Genomic DNA, 18,460 nt, shown 5'->3' on the forward strand with positions numbered 1-18,460 from the left:
CCCACCGCCACCGCAATCGCAGAACTCCGCCGAAACCACACCCCAATCAGCACCACGGCACCCACGCCCAACCTCGCTCACGCCGAACCAACCCACCGAGCGGGAGCCCCCCTCATGACCCCACGCCACCCACTCCCCACCGCCACCGCAGTCACGCAACCCCGCCGAAACCACACCCCAATCACCACCACAGGCACCCACCCCAACCACGCCCACGCCGAAGCACCCCACCGAGCGGCAGCCCTCCCATGACCCACCACCTCCTCCCCCTCGCCACCGGACCGCGCATCCGGGCCGTCCTGCTCGACCTGCTGCGGCAAGCCAAGGGCCGCGCGATCGGGTCCTTCGCCTTCGTCGTCGGCGCGACCGCGATCGGCCTGCTCACCGCTCCCCTGCTCGGCCGTGTCGTGGACCTCGTCGCCACCCGGCAACCCGCTTCCGCGCTTATCTACCCGGTCGCCGGGCTGGTCCTCGTCGCCGCCACGTCCGCGATCGCCACCGCGCTCGGCGTCTCGATGCTCGCCCGGCTCGGCGAAACCATGCTCGCCGACCTGCGCGAACGGTTCGTCGACCGCGCGCTCGGCCTGCCGCTGGAGCAGGTCGAAAAAGCCGGCTCCGGCGACCTGACCACCCGCGTCACCAACGACGTATCGGTGGTCGCCGACGCCGTCCGGCAAGCGCTGCCCGCCCTGGCCCGGTCGGTGCTGACGATCGTGCTGACCCTCGTCGCGATGGCGATCCTCGACTGGCGTTTCCTCGCCGCGGCTCTGCTGGCGGTCCCGATCCAGCTGCACACCGTCCGCTGGTACGTCCGCCGCGCGACCCCGCTGTACGCCGCCCAGCGCACCGCCGTCGGGGCGCAGCAGCAACAGCTTCTCGACACCATCGGCGGAGCCAAGACCGTCCGCGCGTTCCGGCTCGCCGACGCGCACGTCGACCGCGTCCGCGAACGCTCGAACGGCGCGGTCGAGCTGGCTTTGCGCGGGGTCCGCCTCGCCACCCGGTTCTACGGGCGGCTCAATCTCGCCGAATTCGTGGGCCTTTCCGCGGTGCTCGCCGCCGGATTCCTCTTGGTGGGCGCGAATCTCGCGACGGCCGGCGTCGCGACGGCGGCCGCGCTGTACTTCCACAGTCTCTTCGGACCGATCAACACCGCGCTCGCGCTGGTCGACGACGCCCAAGCGGCGACCGCGAGCCTGTCCCGGCTAATCGGCGTGGCAGACCTGCCCGTGCCAGCCGAACCGACGCACGTGGGCCGTCCAGTCGATGCCTCGGTGAAAGCAGTCGGCATTGGACACTCCTATGTGGACACACACCCAGTGCTGCGCGACGTCGACCTGGAAGTCGCGCCGGGCGAGCGTGTCGCACTGGTCGGCGCGAGCGGAGCCGGGAAGACGACGCTGGCCAAGCTGATCGCCGGGATTCACCAGGCCAGCAGCGGCACGGTATCGATCGGCGGCGTCCCGCTCGACCAGCTCGGCCCGGCCGCCACCCGCCGCGCGGTGGCGTTGATCAGCCAGGAAGTGCACGTCTTCAGCGGACCGCTGGCGGACGATCTCCGGCTTGCCGCTCCCGCCGCCAGCGATGAAGAACTCCGGGCCGCACTCGCCAAGGTCGGCGCGGCCGAGTGGGTGGAAGCGTTGCCAGACGGACTCGCGACGGTCGTCGGCGAGGGCGGGCATCGGCTGACGGTCACGCAAGCTCAGCAACTGGCGCTCGTACGGTTGGTGCTGGCCGACCCGCCCGTGGCGATTCTCGACGAGGCCACCGCGGAGGCCGGAAGCGCCGGGGCGAAGACGCTGGAATCCGCCGCGACTGCCGCGCTCGAAGGCCGCACCGGCTTGATCGTGGCGCATCGCCTGACGCAGGCAGCGGCCTCGGACCGCATCGTCGTCCTGGACGCCGGGGTCGTCATGGAATCCGGGACGCACGACGAACTCGTCGCCGCGGGCGGCCGGTACGCGACGCTGTGGACCGCCTGGTCCGGCCTCCGCCGCCACCAATCCTGACGGGCTTAGGACTCGTCTCGCGCCTGAAGCGAGAGCGGGCGCAGGTCGGCCCAGGCCTGCTCGAGGTAGTCCAGGCAGGCGTGCCGCGCGTCCGGACCGAAAGTGGTTCGCCAGCCCTCCGGCACTGCTAGGAAATCCGGCCACAGGTTGTGCTGGCCCTCCTCGTTCACGAGGACCCGGTAGATGCCGTCGGGGTTTTCGAAGGGATTCGTCGTGGTTCAGCCCTTTTCGTGCTTCAGCGAATGCCGCTGACCGCGTACTCCACCGGATCCGCTTCCGCGGCCCGCCGGTCCACAATGGACTGCAGGATCTCACCGACCCGCACCGCGGTGTTCGACAACAGCGACGACGTGATGCCGTGCGTGTGCTCAGTACCGCCCTGCAGGTAGAGCCCGCCGCGCACCGCCGGGCCGGTGGTGATCCGGTAGTCCCGCTCGACCTTCAACCGGCCCTCGTCGTCCCGTCGGCATTGGCTGGCCAGTTCGCCGAGCAGCGGTGTCGGGTCCGCGGGCAGGTAGCCGGTCGCGTAGACGACGGCGTCGGCGTCCAGCACCGAACGTTCGCCGGTGGCCAGCGATTCGATCGTCGCGCGTACGTGCGTGCCCTGGTCGGCGACCTCGACCGGACGCGAAACGTTGAACAGCCGCAACCGTTCCGCACCGAGCACCTTCTCCCGGTAGCACCGCCGGTACAGCTCGTCGATGAGGTCCAGGTCGACCGCGGAGTAGTTCGTCGCGCCGTGGTAGCCCATCAGGCGTTCCTTGACCGGTTCGCTTGCCGCGTAGAAGGAATCGACCGCCGCGGGGTCGAAGATCCGGTTGGCGAATGCGCTGTCGTCGGCGGGGCTGTAGCCGTAACGCGCGAACACCGCGCACACCTCGGCGCGCGGGAATTCGTCGTGCAGCAAAGCGGCGACCTCGGCCGCACTCTGACCAGCGCCGATCACCACGAACCGCCGCGCGTCCGTGCCGCGCAACGACTCGACGCGGTGCAGCAGCTCGCTGTTGTGCCAGATCCGTTCCCCCGCAACGACCCCGTCCGGCAGCTTCGCGCGCAATCCGGTGCCCAGCACGAGATTCCGCGCCCGCAGCTCGGTAATCTCGCCATCCACCTCGGCACGCACGTCGAAGAACGCGATCTCGCCGCCGTCGCGGACCGGCTCGACCGAGACGACCTCGCTGCCGTAGGACACCAGATCGTCGACCTTCGCCGCGGCCCATTCGAAGTAGTCGTGGAACTCGACGCGCAGCGGGAACAGGGTCTTGTGGTTGATGAAATCGACCAGCCGTCCCTTTGCGTGCAGGTAGTTCAGGAACGTGAAGGCGCTCGCCGGGTTTCGCATCGTGACCAGGTCCTTGAGGAACGACACCTGCATGGTCGCGGTGTCGATCAGCATCCCGCGATGCCAGCCGAAGCGAGGCTGGCGCTCCAGGAAGTGCGCCGTGACCGTCTCCCCCGAGCCCGCGTTGTGCTCGGCGAGGGCGATCGCGAGCGCCAGGTTGGACGGCCCGAACCCGACTCCGACCACGTCGTACACCGGCACCTGGCCACCCTCGGCCCCTGCTCGTGACATGTAAGTCCCCTAGCGCGGCGTTGCCGCATCGCCGTTCCCGACTGATCAATGCAAGAAACCCTAACCTAACTTAGGTAAGCCTCAGCTAGTACTGTCTGGGTGATGTTCGTCCCGACCACGAAAGGTGCACCGCCGATGCGCGTGGCCATGTTCGGCTACCAGACCTGGGGACACCGCACCCTCAAGGCCCTCCTCGACGCACGCCAGGACGTGCGGCTGGTGGTCACCCACCCGCCGAGCGACCACGCGTACGAACGGATCTGGAGCGATTCGGTCGCCGATCTGGCTGAAGAGCACGGGATCCGCACCCTGCTGCGCGCCCGCCCGGACGACGCCGAACTGCTCGAAGAACTGAAGTCGGCGGACCTGGACCTGATCGTCGCGAACAACTGGCGCACCTGGCTGCCGCCGGAGATCTTCAATCTGCCCCGCCACGGCACGCTCAACGTGCACGACTCGCTGCTGCCCGCCTACGCCGGCTTCTCCCCCATCATCTGGGCGCTGATCAACGGCGAGCCGGAAGTCGGCGTCACCGCGCACATGATGAACGACGAACTGGACGCGGGCGACATCGTGGCCCAGCGCGCCGTAACGGTCGGCCCGCGCGACACGGCCACGGATTTGTTCCACCGCACCGTGGACCTCATCGAACCGCTCGTGACGGAAGCCCTGGGCCTGATCGAATCCGGCACGGTGGTGCCGATCGCGCAGGACCGGACGAAGGCGAGCTTCTTCCACAAACGCGCGCCGCGCGACAGCCTCATCGACTGGACGTGGTCCGCCGAGGAGCTGGACCGCTTGGTGCGCGCGCAATCCGACCCGTACCCCAACGCCTTCACCTACCACCGAGGCGAGCAATTGCGCATCGTGCGGGCTTCGGTCTCGGACGGTCATTACGGCGGGACGCCCGGCCGCATCTTCATCCGCGAGGGCGAGGGCGTGGTGATCGTCGCCGGCCGGGAGGCGCGGCGCGGCCAGTCGCCGGGACTGCGGATCGAACGGGTCCGGACGGCGGACGACCGGGAACTGCCCGCGGCGGAGTACTTCACCACGATGGGCGGGTATCTCACCGACCGTCCTTGAGCAGCTCGTGAGCTCCTCTGCCGGTCAGCACCGGCGGAGGAACTCACGAGGCCCGATCAGCGCTCGGAAACCTTGCCCCCGTCGACTTCCAGCCGCCGCGTCACCGAAACCGCGTCCAGCATCCGCCGGTCGTGCGTCACCAGCAGCAACGTGCCCGGGTAACTGTCCAAAGCGGACTCGAGCTGCTCGATCGCGGGCAGATCCAGGTGGTTGGTCGGCTCGTCCAGCACCAGCAGGTTCACGCCGCGCGCCTGCAGCAGCGCCAGCGCCGCGCGGGTGCGCTCGCCGGGCGAAAGCGTCGCCGCCGGGCGCAGCACGTGCGCGGCCTTCAGGCCGAATTTCGCCAGCAGCGTCCGGACTTCCGCGTCCGGCAGCGACGGGACCTCCTGCGCGAACGCGTCCGCGAGCGGCAGGTCGCCGAGGAACAACCGCCGGGCCTGGTCGACCTCGCCGACCACCACGCCCGGTCCGAGCGCCGCGGCGCCCTCGTCCAGCGGCACCCGGCCGAGCAACGCCGCCAGCAGCGTGGACTTGCCCGCCCCGTTCGCGCCGGTGATGGCGACCTTGTCCGCCCAGTCGATCTGCAGATCCACCGGCCCGAGCGTGAAACCGCCGCGCCGCACGACCGCACCCCGCAGCGTCGCGACCACCGCGCCCGCACGCGGAGCGGCCGCGATCTCCATTCGCAGCTCCCACTCCTTGCGCGGCTCCTCGACGACCTCGAGCCGTTCGATCATCCGGTCCGTCTGGCGCGCCTTCGACGCTTGCTTCTCCGTAGCCTCGCTGCGGAATTTGCGGCCGACCTTGTCGTTGTCGGTCGCCTTGCGGCGGGCGTTCTTGACGCCCTTCTCCATCCACGCGCGCTGCATGCCCGCCCGCGCTTCGAGTGCCGCGCGGGTATTGGCATATTCCTCGTAGTCCTCGCGTGCGTGCCGCCGCGCGACCGCCCGTTCCTCCAAATAGGACTCGTACCCGCCGCCGTACGCGCGGACCTGCTGCTGCGCCAGGTCCAGTTCCACCACGCGGTCGACCGTGCGGGCCAGGAACTCGCGATCGTGGCTGACCAGCACGGTTCCCGCGCGCAGCCCGGTGACGAACCGCTCCAGCCGGGCGAGCCCGTCGAGGTCGAGGTCGTTCGTCGGCTCGTCGAGCAGGAAAATGTCGTAGCGGCTGAGCAGCAGCGAGGCCAGCCCGGCGCGCGCGGCCTGCCCGCCCGACAGCGAAACCATGGGCTGGTCGAGGTCGACGGCAAGCCCGAGGTCCGCGGCGACCTCGCCGGCGCGGTCGTCCAGGTCGGCTCCGCCGAGCGCGAGCCAGCGGTCCAGCGCGCTGCCGTATGCGTCGTCGGCGCCGTCCTCGCCCGCGGTAAGCCCGTCGGTCGCCGCGTCGAGTGCGGTTTGCGCGGCGGCGACTCCGGTGCGCCGCGCGAGGAAGGCGCGCACCGACTCGCCCTCGCGCCGCTCCGGTTCCTGCGGCAGGTGCCCGACGGTGGCGGTCGGCGGGTTCAGCCGCACCTCGCCGGATTCCGGGCGGGCCAGCCCGGCCAGCGTGCGGAGCAGGGTGGACTTCCCGGCGCCGTTGACGCCGACCAGGCCGATCACCTCGCCCGGGGCGACGACGAGATCGAGACCGGAGAAGAGGACGCGGTCACCGTGGCCCGCGGCCAGGTCCTTCGCGACGAGTGTGGCGCTCATATCGGAGCCGAGTTTACGGGGAGCCCGCGCGCCGCGTGCCGCGTGTCGGCTCCGTCACTCCCAGTGGGTACTCTGGGCGGGTTCTCCGGGTCCAACAAGAGCAGTGAGGTCGGTGAAAAGCGATGGCGGAACCCGCCCCGGTCCCGTTCGGACGGGGGAAGCAGCGGGCTCCCCGGCCGACCGTCAGCAGACGGCGCGAGGTGAGCCACGCCAGCGCGCGGTCGCTGCTGATGACCGTGCTGGGCGAGTACGTGCTGCCCCGCGACCGTCCGGTGTGGACGTCGATCCTGGTCGAATCCCTCCGCATGCTCGACATCGAGGAGAAGTCCGCGCGCCAGGCCCTGGCCCGGTCCGCGGGCGAGGGCTGGCTGGTGTCGGAGCGCATCGGCCGCCGCGTCCGCTGGTCGCTGACCCCGCCGGGAAGGCGGCTGCTCACCGAGGGCGCGGAGCGCATATACGCCTTCGGCCGCGACGCGCGCCCCTGGGAAAACCGCTGGCTGATGCTGATCGTGTCGGTCCCGGAAGCGAAACGCGACCTCCGGCACCGCCTGCGCACGCGCCTCACCTGGGCCGGTTTCGGTTCGCCGGTGGCGGGCGTCTGGGTGAGCCCCGATCCGAGCCGCGAGCCCGAGGCGCAGAAGATCGTCGCCGAACTCGGCCTCGAAGCGCAGGCGATGTCCTTCACCTCGGAGTACGGCGCGATCGGCGACCAGGAAAGCATGGTCGCGCGGTCGTGGGACCTGTCCGAGCTGACCGACCGGTACGAGGACTTCATCGACCGCTTCACCGGCGTGTCGCCCTCGGGCGACCAAGCGGTGCTGCGTGCGCAGACCGAACTGGTGCACGAATGGCGCCGCTTCCCGTTCCTCGACCCGCAACTGCCCGCGGAACTGCTGCCCGCGAGCTGGAGCGGAACCAAGGCGGCGGAGTTGTTCCACCGCAAGCACGTCGAATGGCGGCCGGCCGCGCAGGCGTACTGGGACCAACTCACCGCGAACGAGGAGCAAGCATGACGAGGCTGGAACGCGACGGCGGGCTCGCCGTGCTCACCATCGACGAACCGCCGCTCAACCTGTACACGAAGCCGCTTCAGGACGCGCTTCTGGACGCGATCGCGTCGCTCGAGGAAACGCCCGCCCGCGCCCTCCTGATCCGCGCGGAGGGCAAGGTCGTGAGCGGAGGCGTCGACGTCGCGCTCTTCGACGCCCAGTCGTCCGCGGCCGAGGCGAAGGTGCTCTTCGACGAGCTGCTCACCGTCCCGGATCGCCTTGCCGCGTTGCCGTTCCCGACGGTCTTCGCCGCACACGGCTTGTGCTTGACGTGGGCTTTCGAAGTCGCGATGGCCTGCGATCTGCTGCTGGCCTCGTCTCGCGCGAAATTCGGCTTGGTGGAGAAGGTCGTCGGCCTGACCCCCACGATGGGCGGAACGCAACGCCTCGCCGCGCGCGCCGGGGTTGCCCGGGCAAAGGAGTTCGTCTTCACCGGCGAGCCCTTCGACGCGGCCACGTTGGAACGCTGGAACGTCGTCAACCGGGTGCTTCCGGCCGAGGGTTTCGACGAGGCCGCGCGGGAGTTCACGCGCCAGCTCGCCGAAGGACCGACGCAAGCACATGCCGCCACGAAGCAGATCCTGGCCCATTTCGAGCACGGCGGAGTGCCGGAGGCCAACGCACACGTCACGGCTATCGCCTCGGAGCTGTACAACACCGAGGACTTGCGGGGCGCGGTGAAGTCGTTCCTCGCGGACGGCCCGGGGAAGGCTCGGTTCACCGGCCGCTGAGGCCTTTTGTCCGGCCCTGGTCCCCTGTGCGGGATCAGGGCCGGTTTTCTTTGGCCGCTCCCGCCTCTCGGTTGATCTTCGCGTCGTGTCGGGATTTTCGCAGGTCAGGGGGTAATGGAGACCTCGTTGCAGGGGCGGTTGGGGGACCCGCTAGAGTAGTCGCATCGCAGTTCACGAGGGGTTCCTCGGGGAGTGCGGAGTCCGGGCTGTGGCGCAGTTTGGTAGCGCACTTGACTGGGGGTCAAGGGGTCGCAGGTTCAAATCCTGTCAGCCCGACCGGACGAACGAGCCGCTTGGCTTGGGTGGAAGCCCAGGTCGGGCGGCTTTTTGTTTCCGGGGTTTGCTCTTGCGGCCGAGGGGCAGCGTGGAGGCTTGGGGACCTTTGGGGACCACCCCTTCACCCATCGCTCGCGTTCCTAGCTAGTTCGACCGTGCGACGTTGCTTGCCCGCGCAGTTGACCTAGCCTCCTCGCTCCACGGCGGGACGACGAAATCACTCCCGTCGTCGATGACGAACTGCTCGACACCTGCAAGGAAAACCCTTCCGCGACCGCCGCAAGCGCCGCGACATCCGGCTGTTCGGCGAAACCGGAGCACGCCTGGCCTTTGGGTGTCCTGCCGTTGTGCTCGGCGCACTGTAGCCTCGGTTGCCTCCCGGGAAGGCGGGGTGCGATGAGACTGGCGCGGCGCGCATCGGTCCTGCTGGCGACCGCGCTGGCGCTGGCCGGGTGCGGTGGCGGGCAGTCGCCGCCGGAGCCGCCGCTTCCGTTGCGGGCGGACGGGGAGATTCCGTTGCCGGGCGACGGATCGCGGTTCGACTACGCGAGCCTGGACGTCGGGCGCGGCTTGCTGTTCGTCGCGCATCTGGGCGCGAGCGAAGTCATCGAGGTCGACGTGCGGGCGCATCGGGTGGTGCGCACGATCGGCGGGCTGTCGCAGGTGCACGGGGTGCTGGCGGTTCCCGCGCTGCACCGGGTGTTCGCCACCGCGACCGGCGACAACCAGATGGCCGTGCTCGACGAGGACACCGGTGCCGTGCTCAACCGGTCGCCGACGGGCGACTATCCGGACGGTTTGGCGTTCGACCCCCGCCGCGGCGCGGTGTGGACGACGAACGAGACCGGCGGTTCCGAGACGGTGCTCGACGCCGCGACCGGGGCGGTGCGCGGCACGGTCGCGCTGGGCGGCGAGGCGGGCAACGTCGCCTACGACCCGGCGGCCGACCGGATGCTGGCCGACGTGCAAGGCAGCAATGAACTCGCGGTGATCGACCCGGCGACGCTGGCGGTGACGCGGCGGTGGCCGCTGCCGGGCTGCGACCACGACCACGGGCTGGCGCTGGATCCGGTGGCGCGGCTGGGGTTTGTGGCCTGCGACGGCAATGCGGCGCTGCTGACCGTCGACCTGAACACCGGGCAGGTGCTCGGGCAGAACCCGGTCGGGCAGGATCCGGACGTGCTGGCCTACGACCCGGGGGCGCACCGGCTGTTCGTCGCGGCCGAAAGCGGCACCGTCACCGTGCTGGAACTGCACGGCCGCGCGATGACCGTGACCGGCGCCGGGCATCTGGCCGACGGGGCGCACGTGGTCGCGGTCGATCCGGGCAGCCACCGCAGTTTCTTCCCGGTGCCCGCCGGGACGGGCGGCCGTCCCGCGCTGCTGGAGCAGCAGCCGGTCCGCTAAGGCGGGGCGGCCAGTCCTTTGTGGTCAGTTCGCGGGTTTCGCGTCGGTCGCGGCCGCTCGGTGAAGCTGTGATTGTGCAGCTCGCCCAGGGCGATGCCGCCCGCGCGCAAAGCCTGGATCACCAGCTGCACCTTGGGCGAGGTCATCACGAAGTCGCCGTTGACCGTGGCCTTGCCGCCGCCGACGGGCTGGAAGTTGCGGCCAGTGGTGACGCCGAACGTCGGCAGGAGCACGTGTCCCTCGCCGGTGACGGGCTCGTCGCGGGCGATGGTGAGCTTGTAACTGCCGCCGTCGGCGGTTCCCTTGCGCCCTAAGGCATTGTCGATGAGCGCGGCTTTCAAACCCTGCGCGAGCCCGGCGCGTGACCAGAACCGTTGCTGTAGAACATCTTTCCCTCGGTCGGCACCGGCTCGAACATCCGCCCGGCCGGGCCGACTGCGGCTTGACAGATACCCCCAGGGGCATGGCCAATGCCCCCGGGGGTATCCTGGACCGCGAGGAAAGGAGTCGCCGTGCAGCTGGGTTTGTCCCGCACCTACGAAGGCGCGGGTTTCGACGACGTGATGGCCAAGACGCGAACCGCGCTTGCCGGGGCCGGTTTCGGGGTGCTGACCGAGATCGACGTGCAAGCGACCATGCGCGAGAAGCTCGACGAGGCGATGGAGCGCTACACCATCCTGGGCGCGTGCAATCCGCCGCTCGCCCACCGCGCACTGAGCGCGACCCGTGAGATCGGATTGCTGTTGCCCTGCAACGTCGTCGTCCGCGAGAGCGGAGCAGGCGGCACGGTCGTCGAGGCGATCAATCCCGCGGTGATGGCCGACGTCGCACCCGAGGCGGGCGTAGCCGAGGTCGCCGCGGAAGCGGCCGCGCGGCTCGAATCCGCACTCGACGCGCTCGACCGGGAGCTGGCATGACCGACGTGGTGCTCTACGGCGATCCGGTCTGCCCGTTCGCCTGGCTCGCCTACCGTTGGCTCGCCGACGCCGAGGCGGAGTTCTCGGTGCGGCCGATGAGCCTCGCCGTCCTCAACGAGGGACAGACCGTGCCGGAGTCGCACCGGCAGCGCGTCGAGGACTCGCTGCACGCGGGCCGGGTCCGCGCCGCGATCGAGGACCCGGCCGCCGCGGCCCGATTCCACCTCGCGCTCGCCCGCCGCATTCACGAGCAGCGGCAACCGGTCAGCGACGCAGTGCTCCGCGCATCCCTCAGCGAGGCGGGATTGCCGGAATACCTTGCAGACCAAGCGAATTCGACTGCCACAGACTCGGCCGTGCACGACGCGCACCAGGCCAGCCAGGACGCGCTCGGGGAAACCGGCGGCAGCCCGATCACCGAGATCGACGGCCGCGCGTTCTTCGGCCCGGTGCTCACCGCATTGCCCGCCCCCGCCGAAGGACGCGCTTTGTTCGATGCTCTGCGCACCGCCGCCGCGGTCCCGGCGTTCGCCGAACTTCGCCGCCCGCGCGCCGGCGCGCCCACGATCCCGGAAGGATGACCATGTGCCGCCCCGTTCCGTGCCGCACCTGCGGCAAAACCACCTGGGCCGGCTGCGGCCAGCACGTCGACCAGGTCAAAGCCGCCGTCCCCGCCGGACAGTGGTGTCCCGGACATCCCGCCGAACCGCGTCCGCCGCGCTCGTGGCCGTGGCGCAAGCGCGGCGCCTGACCGCTCGCGAATTCCACCGGCCACACAGGGAGAGACCAGCCATGATCGGCGACCAGGACACCGTCACCCAGGTCCGCAACCGGCTCCGCCGCGCACAGGGCCAGCTCGCCGGGGTCATCTCGATGATCGACGAAGGCCGCGACTGCAAGGACGTCGTGACCCAGCTCGCCGCCGTCTCCCGGGCACTCGACCGGGCGGGGTTCAAGATCATCGCCAGCGGCTTGCGCGAATGCGTGTCCGGCGGCGGAGAAGGCAACGAAGCCGCGATGACGGAAGAACAGCTGGAGAAGCTCTTCCTCACGCTCGCCTGAGCCGTCCCGGTCAGGTTGCTCTGGAGGAGCCTCAAGCGGTGCCGGCGGCGCATGACGATTCCCCTCGCCCCGGCCACCCGTGCACGCCTGCCGGGACCCGCCGGTCGCGACCACACCATGCGGTTTCGAAGCACGACCACGATTGTGCGACTCCAGTGCGCGCTCCCCCACGCCACGGCGACCAGTCCGACTCCGCGGGCGAGATCACCGACCTCGAGACAGCCGCGCAGGCAGGCCAGCGGAAACAACCCCGTGAGGTCGGCTGACCTCAGCGACCGTCGCTCGGATCGAGCAGCGCGTACGCCGCCGAAGCGGCCCGTCGGAGCAGACCCGCGTCGGAGCGGGCGCGGGCCAGGACATAGCCGCCCTGGATTACCGAGATCGCCATCGCCGCAAGATCGGACGCCGGAAGGTCGGACCGCACCGTGTCGGTCTCCTGTGCCTCTCGGAGCGCGGATTCGAGCAGTTCCGCGACCCGGCCGAACGCTTGTCCGATGGGGCCGAGCAGTTGAGGGTCGGCCAGCACCGCGTGGTCGTAGGCGAGACCGCCGATTTTGCACCCGGCGAGGGCGTCCCGTTCGTTCAGCAGGTAGCGGCGCACCCGGACGAGACCCGGTTCCGGCCCGGTGAGGGCGGCCTCCGCGGCTGCGACGATGGCACTGGCATTCGCGGCGATCGCGGCCGCTCCGAGGTCGGTCTTCGCCGGGAAGTGGTGGTAGAAGCTGCCCTGCCCGACCCCGCTGGCGGCCATCACCTGGCGGGGGCTCGTCGCCGTGTAGCCGAACTGCCAGATCAGGTCCGCGCCCGTCTCGATCAGTTTGGTGCGGTTGTCGCGCATACGAGACAGCATACCTACCTCTAGGTATGCTGGCAGTATGAGCGACGACATCAGTTCGGATCGGCACCGTTTCGCGATCGGCCCGGTCGGAGGGCCGACGGCGGTCATCGACTACGGCGGGCTGCGGTTCCTGACCGACCCGACGTTCGATCCGCCCGGCGATTACGGCGCGTACCGGAAGACCGAGGGCCCGGCGGTTTCGCCGGCAGCGCTGGGGAGGGTGGACGCGGTTCTGCTCAGCCACGACCTCCACTGGGACAACTTCGACCGCGAGGGCCGGGTTTTCGCCCAGAGCGTTCCGCTGCTCGTCACCGGCAGGCAGAGCGCCGAGCGCCTCGGGGGTCCGGCGATCGGGCTCGGCGATTTCGAGGCGCACCGGATCGCGGAGGTCCGCGTGCACGTGGTTCCGGCGCAGCACGGACCCCTCGACGGGGAGCGCGACGACGCCGGCAACATCAACACCGAAGTCCACGGTTTCGTCCTGGAATCCGCCGGACTGCCCACGGTGTACGTCAGCGGCGACAACGCGGGCATCGGGCCGGTCAAGGCGATCGCGGCCGCGTTTCCCGGCATTGACGTCGCGGTTCTGCACGCCGGGGCCGCGAGGGTGCCGAGCAAGAACGCCGGGCGGGCGCTGACTCTCACCTCGGCGCGAGCCGCTGACGTGGCTGCCTTGCTCGATGCCAGCCACGTCGTCGCGGTCCATCACGAGGGCTGGTCCATCTACAGCGAGAATTTCGCCGACCTGGAACGAGAATTCGCCGAAGCCGGGATCCGGTCTCGCCTCGTTCCGGCCAAACCTGGCCGGTGGGCGCTCCGGCACGACGAAAAGGGGCGGCTGGTCGCGCCCTGACCGAGCAGGGTTCAGTGTTCGTCGGCCACGCGTTGGGCCCGGTCGGACAACTCGGTCTTGCGGATCTTGCCCGTCGCGGTCATCGGGAACTCGCCGACCACCTCCACCAGCGGCACTTTGTACGGCGCCATCGCGGTTTTCGCCCACGCACGCAGGTCCGACGCGGTCAGCGAAGCGTCCGGGGAGAGACTCACGAAGGCCACCGGCACCTGTCCCGACTCCGGATGCGCGGCGGGCACGACCGCGGCCGTCCGGACCGCGGGGTGCCGCGCCAGCAGGAGTTCCACCTCGGCCGGGAACACGCTCATTCCCTTCACCTTGATCAAATCCTTGTCCCGCCCCAGATAGTGCAGGCAGCCGTTCTCGTCGAGGCGGCCGTTGTCGCCGGTGTGCAGCCAGCCGCCGGTCAGTTGCGCGGCCGTCGCGTCGGGACGGTTCCAGTAGCCGGTCATCACCGACGGGCTGCGCACCACGATCTCGCCCGCTTCGCCGAGCGGAAGCGGGTCGAGGGTGCCGAAGCGGACCACGGCGATGTCCGTGCCGGGCATCGGGACACCGCAGAACACTGGTTCCGCCAGCAGATCTTGGTCGTCTTCTGCCATGCCGTACGGCGTCGCGTCGAAGGTGTGCGTCTCGGTCATCCCGTACGCCGCTTCGCAGAGCACCGAATGCGCACCGACGGCCTCGCGCCACGCCGCGCGCACGTCCTGGGTCAGCTTGCGCACGAACGAAACCGCCATCGGCATCCGGAGGCTGGACAGGTCCCGTTCCGCGAGGTCGGGGCGTTCCAGCAGTTCGAGGTAGTTCTCCACCGTGCCGACCATCGACGTCACGCCGTGCCGTTCGATCGCCGTCAGCGCGGCTTCGGCGTCCCACCGGGTCATCAGCACCGACGTGCCGCCGAGCACGATCGGGTTCAGGATGCCCAGATCCTCGCCGGCGATCCAGAAAACCGGCAGATAGCACAACGGGACGTACCCGGTTTCGACGGTGTGCCCGGTCGCCGCCGCGGCCGTCGCGGCGGTGTAGAGCATGTGCCGCTGCGTGTGCTGGCAACCCTTCGGCAAGCCGGTCGTCCCGCCGGTGTAGTTCAAGGCTGCCAACGCGTCCAAGTCGGCCGGGTGCTCCGGCGCGGGCGGATGCGCCGCCGCTTCCGCCCAGGCGGTGGCGGCGAAACCGGCGGGCAGCACCGGGGAACCGCCTGCCGCCGACAACTCCCCCAGCGCCGTCACGAGCACGCACCGCACCTGAGTCTCCGGCAGCGCGGCCTGCACGACCGGCAGCACGGTGTCGGCCGCGACCAGGACCGTCGCGCCGCTGTCGGCGAGTTCGTAGACGAGTTCTGCTTGCTGGAACATCGGGTTCACCGGCACGTGCACCGCGCCAAGCCGCAGGATCGCCAGCATCGCGACGGTGAACTGCGGGCAGTTCGGCAGGTCCACCGCGACCCGGCCCCCCGGCCGCACCCCGGCGTCCGTCAGCCATCCGGCGACCCGGGCGACCAGGCCGGCCAGTTCGCGATAGGCGAGCGTCCGGCCTTCGTAGACGATCGCGGGCTGGTCGGGCCGTTCCCGCGCCCAGTGGTCGGCGTGTCCGGGAAGGCTCAGTTCGCCGAGCGGGAGCACGACGTGGTCCGGCGTGTTCGCCGGGCGCACCCGGGCCTGGCGTGCGCGGACGTCGTCGAGGTAGGTCTCGAGGTCCATTTCGGGCTCCTTCGTCACCAGGTGTCGATGCGCTTGCGGGGACCGGCCGTCCGCTCGCGCGGCAGGGTCCGGGTGATCCACGCGCGGGTGTCGGCCGGGTCGATCACGTCGTCCATTTCGAACACTGTCGCCGCGGCCAGCGCTTTGCCGCGCCGGTAGCTCTCGGCCAGCAGCCGGTCGAACTCGCGCTGTTTCTCGGCGTGGTCGGAGATCGCGTCGAGTTCGCGGCGGTAGCCCAGCCGCACCGCGCCTTCCAGGCCCATCCCGCCGACCTCGCCGGTCGGCCACGCGACCATCGCTTCCGGAACCCGGAACCCGCCGCCCGCCATGGCCATCGCGCCCAGCCCGTACGCCTTGCGCAGCACCACTCCGATCATCGGCACGTCCAGATGCGCGCCCTCGACGAACATCCGGCCGAACCGGCGCACCGTCGCGGTCCGCTCGGCGTCCGGGCCGACCATGAACCCCGGCGTGTCCACCAGCGAGACGACCGGGAGCCCGTGCGCGTCGCACAGCTGCAGGAACCGGGCGGCCTTGTCCGCGGCGTCGGCGTCGATCGCGCCGCCGAGGTGCCGCGGGTTGTTGGCCAGCAAGCCCATCGGCCTGCCCTCGATGCGCACCAGCGCCGTGACGACGCCCGCCCCGAAGCCGCGGCGCAGCTCCAGCACCGAATCCTCGTCGGCCAGCAGCTCGATCGCGCGCCGCACGTCGTAGACCCGGACCCGGTTTTCCGGGACCACGTGCCGCAGCCGGCGCTGGTCCGCGACCGTCCATTCGCGACGGTCGCCCTGGAAGTACGACAGGTACCGCCGCGCCAGCTCCACGGCCTCGGCCTCGTCCGCGGCGACCAGGTCGAGCACGCCGTTGGGTTCCTGCACCGAAACCGGGCCGATCTCCTCCGGCCGGTACACGCCGAGCCCGCCGCCCTCGATCATCGCCGGTCCGCCCATGCCGACGTTCGCGTCCTCCGTCGCGATCACCACGTCGCACACCCCCAGCAGCGCCGCGTTCCCGGCGAAGCAGCGGCCGGACGCGATGCCGACGGTCGGCACGAGCCCGTTGAGCCGGCCCATGGCGGCGAACGTGTCGAGGTCGAGGCCGCCCGCGGTCACCACGTCGGTGTCCCCCGGCCGTCCGCCGCCGCCCTCGGCGAACAGGACGAGCGGAAGCCGTTGCCGCGCCGCGAGATCCAGCATCCGGTCGGTCTTCTCGTGGTTCATGAACCCCTGGGTGCCGGCGAGCACGGTGTAGTCGTAGGAGAGCACGACGCAGCGCGCGTCGGCGGCGTGCTCGGCGTTGACCGTGCCGATTCCCGCGACCAGACCGTCAGCCGGAGTCGCGGCGATCAGGTCCGCTTCGGTGCGGCGCTGGCGTTGCGCGGCGATCACGAGCGCGCCGTACTCCATGAAACTGCCGTCGTCGCACAGATCCGCGATGTTCTCCCGCGCGGTGCGATGGCCGGTGCGGCGGCGCTTCGCCACTGCTTCCGGCCGTGCCTCGTCGAGACCGATCCGATGCCGCTCCAGCACTTCTTCGAGATCCGGCCGAATGTGCGCCGGGTCCGGTTCGGCTGGCCCGGTGCTCGCGTCGTGCTGGTCGGCGTCCGCGGTCAGTTCCACGAGCGGCTGCCCGGGACGGGCGAGATCCCCGACTCCGATGTGGACAGACCGCACCACGCCCGCGAACGGTGCCGCCAGCACGTGTTCCATCTTCATCGCTTCGAGCACCACGACCGGATCACCGGCCGCGACGCGAGCGCCCGGCTCGGCCACGGACACCACCGAACCGGCGAAGTCGGCCGCGATCCCGTCACCCGCCGCGGCCTCCGGACGGTGTTCGGGCACCAGCTCGGCGAGGTGTTCGTCCACAAAGGACGTGGTCGCCGCTCCCTGGCGGACTTCGTCGCGGGACAACAGCTTCCGGAGGAACTCGACGTTCGTGCCCGGTCCGTCGACCCGCACCTCCGCCAGCGCCGAGCGGGCAGCGTCGATCGCCGCCGGCAGGTCCGCCGACGGAACGTGCGTGACGATCTTCGCCAGCAGCGAGTCGTACGTCGTGGTCGCGACCGCCCCGGTTTGCGCGGCGGTGTCGACCCGCACGCCCGGCCCACCAGGCAGATCCAGCACCTCGATCCGCCCGGCTGTGGCGTGCGCAGTGCCGTCCCGCCGCAGCTCCTCCAGGTTGACCCGGCACTGCACGGCCGTGCCGCGCGCGGGCGGGATTTCCTCCTGCGCGAGCCCGAGTTCGGCGAGCGTCGCGCCCGCCGCGATCCGCAGCTGGGCGACGACCAGGTCCAGCCCCGTGACCGCCTCGGTGACGGTGTGCTCGACCTGGACCCGCGGGTTCGCCTCCAGAAACGCGAACCGCGCGGGATCGTCCGCGTCGACCAGGAATTCGACGGTGCACAGTCCGCGATAGGACACCGCGGCTGTCATCCTCGTCGCCGCTTCGCGCAGGCGAGCCCGGCATTCGTCGGGCACGGTGCGGGCAGGCGCGACCTCGACCACCTTCTGGTGGCGTCGCTGCAGGCTGCACTCCCGGTCCCAGACGTGGCTGACCGCCCCGGTGCCGTCGCCGACGATCTGCACCTCGAGGTGCCGCGCCCGCGGCACCAGCTCCTCCACGAACACGGTGTCGTCGCCGAACGCCCGCAACGCCTCCGACCGGCATCGGTCGATCGCCCCCGGCAGTTCGGCCGGGTCGACGACCCGCCGGATCCCGCGTCCGCCGCCGCCCGCGACGGCCTTGACCATCACCCCGCGCCCCGCGCCGAGGCTCGCGAGGAACGCGCCCGCCTCGGCGACGTCCGAGGTCGAGCGGAGCACCGGCACGTCGAGCTTTTCCGCCAGCCGCCGCGCGTCGGCCTTGTCCCCGAACGTCCGCAGCACCGTCGCGTCCGGCCCGGCGAACCGGATCCCGCGCGCCGCGCACCGCTCGGCCAGCTCGGCGCTTTCGGACAGGAAGCCGTAGCCCGGGTGCAGCAGTTCGCATCCGGTGCGTTCGGCGGCGGAGACGAGCTGGTCCGCGTCGAGGTACGGCCGGTCCCCGGCGAGCACCACGACCTCGTCGGCCAGCCGGTGCACCGGGCCGTCGGCTTCCTCGGCGGCTTTGACGGCCACCGCGCGCCAGCCGAGAGCGCGGGCGGCGCGCAGGACGCGGAGGGCGATCTCGCCGCGGTTGGCGATGAGGACGGAAGGCAAGGGCTGCTCCTTCGGGACGTGCGCTGCCCTCATCCTGCGTTGACATTGACGTCAACGTCAATAGG

General features: G+C 70.7%; 16 protein-coding genes, 1 tRNA gene and 1 pseudogene. 11 read left to right on the top strand and 7 right to left on the bottom strand.

Translation table 11 applies throughout. The features are described from left to right. Positions 1–248: 248 nt before the first annotated feature. Positions 249–2,009 carry an ABC transporter ATP-binding protein gene (locus tag SSMG_RS20240; protein WP_009078940.1) on the top strand — a complete coding sequence of 587 codons (1,761 nt, stop codon included), beginning with the start codon at positions 249–251 and terminating at the stop codon, positions 2,007–2,009. Between the two features lie 5 nt (positions 2,010–2,014). On the opposite strand, the pseudogene SSMG_RS20245 reads toward SSMG_RS20240, so the two are convergent. Beyond that, positions 2,015–2,209: pseudogene (locus SSMG_RS20245) on the bottom strand (MbtH family protein); the annotation flags it as partial. 35 nt (positions 2,210–2,244) lie between these two features. Then, the gene (locus SSMG_RS20250; protein ID WP_009078944.1) at positions 2,245–3,582 is read right to left on the bottom strand and encodes a lysine N(6)-hydroxylase/L-ornithine N(5)-oxygenase family protein; all 1,338 of its coding nucleotides are present in this window, start codon (positions 3,580–3,582) and stop codon (positions 2,245–2,247) included. 135 nt (positions 3,583–3,717) lie between these two features. Between SSMG_RS20250 and SSMG_RS20255 the strand changes: the two genes are divergently transcribed. Further along, the gene (locus tag SSMG_RS20255) at positions 3,718–4,665 is read left to right on the top strand and encodes a methionyl-tRNA formyltransferase (protein WP_009078946.1); all 948 of its coding nucleotides are present in this window, start codon (positions 3,718–3,720) and stop codon (positions 4,663–4,665) included. Positions 4,666–4,721: 56 nt separating this feature from the next. Here the strand turns inward: SSMG_RS20255 and SSMG_RS20260 are convergent, their stop codons facing one another. Next, on the bottom strand, positions 4,722–6,359 hold the full coding sequence (locus tag SSMG_RS20260; RefSeq protein WP_009078950.1) for an ABC-F family ATP-binding cassette domain-containing protein: 1,638 nt from the start codon (positions 6,357–6,359) through the stop codon (positions 4,722–4,724). A 122-nt stretch (positions 6,360–6,481) separates the two neighbouring features. Here SSMG_RS20260 and SSMG_RS20265 point away from each other — a divergent pair, with 122 nt between their 5' ends. The 4 genes from SSMG_RS20265 (at position 6,482) to SSMG_RS20280 (ending at position 9,822) form a co-directional block, all read left to right on the top strand. Next, entirely contained in the window at positions 6,482–7,372 is an 891-nt protein-coding gene (locus SSMG_RS20265) for a PaaX family transcriptional regulator C-terminal domain-containing protein (RefSeq protein WP_009078952.1), read from the top strand. Beyond that, entirely contained in the window at positions 7,369–8,139 is a 771-nt protein-coding gene (locus SSMG_RS20270; RefSeq protein ID WP_037714302.1) for an enoyl-CoA hydratase/isomerase family protein, read from the top strand. The genes SSMG_RS20265 and SSMG_RS20270 overlap by 4 nt, the downstream gene beginning before the upstream one ends. 202 nt (positions 8,140–8,341) lie before the next feature. Next, positions 8,342–8,415: transfer RNA gene (locus SSMG_RS20275), tRNA-Pro, on the top strand. Between the two features lie 396 nt (positions 8,416–8,811). Beyond that, entirely contained in the window at positions 8,812–9,822 is a 1,011-nt protein-coding gene (locus tag SSMG_RS20280; RefSeq protein WP_009078956.1) for a YncE family protein, read from the top strand. Here the strand turns inward: SSMG_RS20280 and SSMG_RS47040 are convergent. Beyond that, the gene (locus SSMG_RS47040; RefSeq protein ID WP_009078958.1) at positions 9,819–10,163 is read right to left on the bottom strand and encodes a DUF1259 domain-containing protein; all 345 of its coding nucleotides are present in this window, start codon (positions 10,161–10,163) and stop codon (positions 9,819–9,821) included. The two genes, SSMG_RS20280 and SSMG_RS47040, sit on opposite strands and share 4 nt — an antisense overlap. 222 nt (positions 10,164–10,385) lie before the next feature. On the opposite strand from SSMG_RS47040, the gene SSMG_RS20290 reads away from it, so the two are divergent. The 4 genes from SSMG_RS20290 to SSMG_RS20300 are packed head-to-tail and all read left to right on the top strand — an operon-like array spanning position 10,386 to position 11,801. Then, entirely contained in the window at positions 10,386–10,739 is a 354-nt protein-coding gene (locus tag SSMG_RS20290) for a DUF302 domain-containing protein (RefSeq protein WP_050788453.1), read from the top strand. Then, positions 10,736–11,320, top strand: a complete 585-nt coding sequence (locus tag SSMG_RS20295; RefSeq protein WP_009078962.1) for a hypothetical protein — start codon at positions 10,736–10,738, stop codon at positions 11,318–11,320. Before SSMG_RS20290 ends, SSMG_RS20295 begins: the two co-directional genes overlap by 4 nt. A 2-nt stretch (positions 11,321–11,322) precedes the next feature. Further along, positions 11,323–11,490, top strand: a complete 168-nt coding sequence (locus SSMG_RS46255) for a hypothetical protein (RefSeq protein ID WP_086024897.1) — start codon at positions 11,323–11,325, stop codon at positions 11,488–11,490. 41 nt (positions 11,491–11,531) lie between these two features. Further along, the gene (locus SSMG_RS20300; RefSeq protein ID WP_009078965.1) at positions 11,532–11,801 is read left to right on the top strand and encodes a metal-sensitive transcriptional regulator; all 270 of its coding nucleotides are present in this window, start codon (positions 11,532–11,534) and stop codon (positions 11,799–11,801) included. A gap of 268 nt (positions 11,802–12,069) precedes the next feature. On the opposite strand, the gene SSMG_RS20305 is transcribed toward SSMG_RS20300, so the two are convergent. Continuing rightward, positions 12,070–12,639 carry a TetR/AcrR family transcriptional regulator gene (locus SSMG_RS20305; RefSeq protein WP_050788232.1) on the bottom strand — a complete coding sequence of 190 codons (570 nt, stop codon included), beginning with the start codon at positions 12,637–12,639 and terminating at the stop codon, positions 12,070–12,072. Between the two features lie 37 nt (positions 12,640–12,676). Here SSMG_RS20305 and SSMG_RS20310 point away from each other — a divergent pair, with 37 nt between their 5' ends. Further along, positions 12,677–13,492 (top strand): MBL fold metallo-hydrolase, encoded by an 816-nt coding sequence (locus SSMG_RS20310; RefSeq protein WP_009078967.1) that lies wholly within the window; start codon positions 12,677–12,679, stop codon positions 13,490–13,492. An 11-nt stretch (positions 13,493–13,503) separates the two neighbouring features. On the opposite strand, the gene SSMG_RS20315 is transcribed toward SSMG_RS20310, so the two are convergent. Then, positions 13,504–15,195, bottom strand: a complete 1,692-nt coding sequence (locus SSMG_RS20315) for an AMP-binding protein (RefSeq protein WP_009078971.1) — start codon at positions 15,193–15,195, stop codon at positions 13,504–13,506. Between the two features lie 14 nt (positions 15,196–15,209). Continuing rightward, positions 15,210–18,395 carry a carboxyl transferase domain-containing protein gene (locus SSMG_RS20320; protein WP_037714306.1) on the bottom strand — a complete coding sequence of 1,062 codons (3,186 nt, stop codon included), beginning with the start codon at positions 18,393–18,395 and terminating at the stop codon, positions 15,210–15,212. Between the last annotated feature and the right edge of the window lie 65 nt (positions 18,396–18,460).

This window comes from Streptomyces sp. AA4, from assembly GCF_000158875.1.
Taxonomy (GTDB): Bacteria; Actinomycetota; Actinomycetes; order Mycobacteriales; family Pseudonocardiaceae; genus Amycolatopsis.

What these genes read in the sequence shown, in the direction of transcription:
- SSMG_RS46255 (WP_086024897.1), top strand. Translation starts at nt 11,323, where the DNA reads ATGTGCCGCCCCGTTCCGTGCCGCACCTGCGGCAAAACCACCTGGGCC.
- SSMG_RS20250 (WP_009078944.1), bottom strand. Translation starts at nt 3,582, where the DNA reads ATGTCACGAGCAGGGGCCGAGGGTGGCCAGGTGCCGGTGTACGACGTG.
- SSMG_RS20300 (WP_009078965.1), top strand. Translation starts at nt 11,532, where the DNA reads ATGATCGGCGACCAGGACACCGTCACCCAGGTCCGCAACCGGCTCCGC.
- SSMG_RS20305 (WP_050788232.1), bottom strand. Translation starts at nt 12,639, where the DNA reads ATGCGCGACAACCGCACCAAACTGATCGAGACGGGCGCGGACCTGATC.
- SSMG_RS20290 (WP_050788453.1), top strand. Translation starts at nt 10,386, where the DNA reads ATGGCCAAGACGCGAACCGCGCTTGCCGGGGCCGGTTTCGGGGTGCTG.
- SSMG_RS20270 (WP_037714302.1), top strand. Translation starts at nt 7,369, where the DNA reads ATGACGAGGCTGGAACGCGACGGCGGGCTCGCCGTGCTCACCATCGAC.
- SSMG_RS20280 (WP_009078956.1), top strand. Translation starts at nt 8,812, where the DNA reads ATGAGACTGGCGCGGCGCGCATCGGTCCTGCTGGCGACCGCGCTGGCG.
- SSMG_RS20315 (WP_009078971.1), bottom strand. Translation starts at nt 15,195, where the DNA reads ATGGACCTCGAGACCTACCTCGACGACGTCCGCGCACGCCAGGCCCGG.
- SSMG_RS20255 (WP_009078946.1), top strand. Translation starts at nt 3,718, where the DNA reads ATGCGCGTGGCCATGTTCGGCTACCAGACCTGGGGACACCGCACCCTC.
- SSMG_RS20295 (WP_009078962.1), top strand. Translation starts at nt 10,736, where the DNA reads ATGACCGACGTGGTGCTCTACGGCGATCCGGTCTGCCCGTTCGCCTGG.
- SSMG_RS20240 (WP_009078940.1), top strand. Translation starts at nt 249, where the DNA reads ATGACCCACCACCTCCTCCCCCTCGCCACCGGACCGCGCATCCGGGCC.
- SSMG_RS20265 (WP_009078952.1), top strand. Translation starts at nt 6,482, where the DNA reads ATGGCGGAACCCGCCCCGGTCCCGTTCGGACGGGGGAAGCAGCGGGCT.
- SSMG_RS20310 (WP_009078967.1), top strand. Translation starts at nt 12,677, where the DNA reads ATGAGCGACGACATCAGTTCGGATCGGCACCGTTTCGCGATCGGCCCG.
- SSMG_RS20260 (WP_009078950.1), bottom strand. Translation starts at nt 6,359, where the DNA reads ATGAGCGCCACACTCGTCGCGAAGGACCTGGCCGCGGGCCACGGTGAC.